Origin of the sequence: Acinetobacter stercoris, from assembly GCF_900323515.1 — a bacterium.
Classification (GTDB): domain Bacteria; phylum Pseudomonadota; class Gammaproteobacteria; order Pseudomonadales; family Moraxellaceae; genus Acinetobacter; species Acinetobacter stercoris.
In genome coordinates this window covers 1-1,603 of the sequence record NZ_OOGT01000372.1, presented here as the reverse complement: position 1 = coordinate 1,603, position 1,603 = coordinate 1, and the positions used below count along the sequence as shown (strand labels likewise).

The window sequence follows — 1,603 nt, the reverse complement described above, 5'->3', positions numbered from 1 at the left end:
ATAAAATATATGTCTGATGATAAAACTATAAAGTTTAAATCTGGTGATTTTGTTTATTTTATTGAAATTTAGTAATTTTATTAAAATCTTAATCAAGCCACTCTTTGAGTGGTTTTTATGGTATATAGGCATTTTTTATGCCTGAAAATGCAAAAAAAGCCAAGAAAGGAGAATTCTTGGCTTTAAAAAGCGTTATAAATCTATTGTGACTCATTTAGTATTTATTTGAAGTTATTAAATTTATTCGATAACAGCTTGAAGATGATCATCTGATGTTGTTCTCCAAATTGGATTTAAACAGGAGCCTGAGCTAGGATTTTTCCCACTAATATGCCCTGTATAGAGCAGATTTTGAAAGTTTATGGCTTGATAATAATCAATTATATAGTGATAAATCGAATCAAATCATATTGTTAGCTCTATCCGTTACTCATTCGATGAATTGGAGCTTATCTATTTCTTCTAGTCTTTATGATCATGTGTACCATCTTGAGAAATGACTTTTACACTTAATAATTACTTATTGTATTTCTATGTTTTAAAAAACTCCTTTAAGCTGTTTTATACTTTCTTTAATCGAAAAGTAGGTGTTTATAAGTGTAAAGAAAGTCTTACAAACCTGTTTTACAATTGACATTCAAGTTAATCCAAATATTAACTCTAGTTTAGGGTTAGATCCTAAAGCTAAAGTCGAAATTAAATTTAGATAAATGAGAGAAATATGGAATTTTTATTAGATGATGAAAAGCTAAAAACTCTTTTATATGCTGCTGATGGTCAGGCTTTAGATGGTCTCTGGTTAGCCCTAGGTAATTTAGGAAAAAGTATAGACTTTCCAGAAATTGTTGATAACAACTTCGGTTTAAAGAAAGATATTTTCTTCAATATTTTAAAAAAAATGATGGAAAATAAGCATCTTTTATTAGCAGAGACTACCAATGATGAAATTCTATATGACATTTCGATCAATGATATATTAGCTCGTTTTAAAAATGCTTTTCCAGCTTCTGAAAAGGCTGCTGAAAGTATCGGGGCTATAGATGTTGGCACTTGGTTAGTAATCTATGAAGCAGATTTTTGTCCATTTAGACCAGTTTGGGTCTGGAAAAAAGAAAACGGAGAAGATTATTTAGATTGGGCATAAAATGATGAATTTTAATTGGATTTTGTAGATAAAACCTCCTTCGATAGGCTTTTGCTTAATTAAAGATGACTGAACCGACTGAAAACTATCGTATAACTTCTGAACAGCTACGTATAACAGGAACACTATTATATGGTCAATCATGGCAAACAGACTTTCTCGTTCAACAAATATAGAGCCAAGAAAAGTTAAACAATGGTTATCGGGTGATAGATTAATTCCAATAGGTTTATGGCAAGAAGTAATCCAATTGTTACGTGATAACAGTCAAGCTGCGCTGGCATATGTAGATGAGTCAAATAAAAAATTTAAAAATCCAAATGATGAGACGTCTAAAAATAATTAATATTGACACGTATCTAAAATAAGGGACATTATTGTGTTTAAAGCATGCTCATGAGGAGCGGTTATAATCTATAGATAAAAGCATGTCAGTTAAGCCAATAAATAGAAATTTTA

The 1,603-nt window shown here is 30.0% G+C and carries 2 protein-coding genes; both read left to right on the top strand.

Annotated elements, in window-relative coordinates; translation table 11 throughout:
• Positions 1 to 721 precede the first annotated feature (721 nt).
• Entirely contained in the window at positions 722 to 1,144 is a 423-nt protein-coding gene (locus KPC_RS19595) for a DUF596 domain-containing protein (protein ID WP_121975978.1), read from the top strand.
• 142 nt (positions 1,145 to 1,286) lie between these two features.
• Entirely contained in the window at positions 1,287 to 1,490 is a 204-nt protein-coding gene (locus KPC_RS19590; protein WP_121975977.1) for a hypothetical protein, read from the top strand.
• The last annotated feature ends 113 nt before the right edge of the window (positions 1,491 to 1,603 follow it).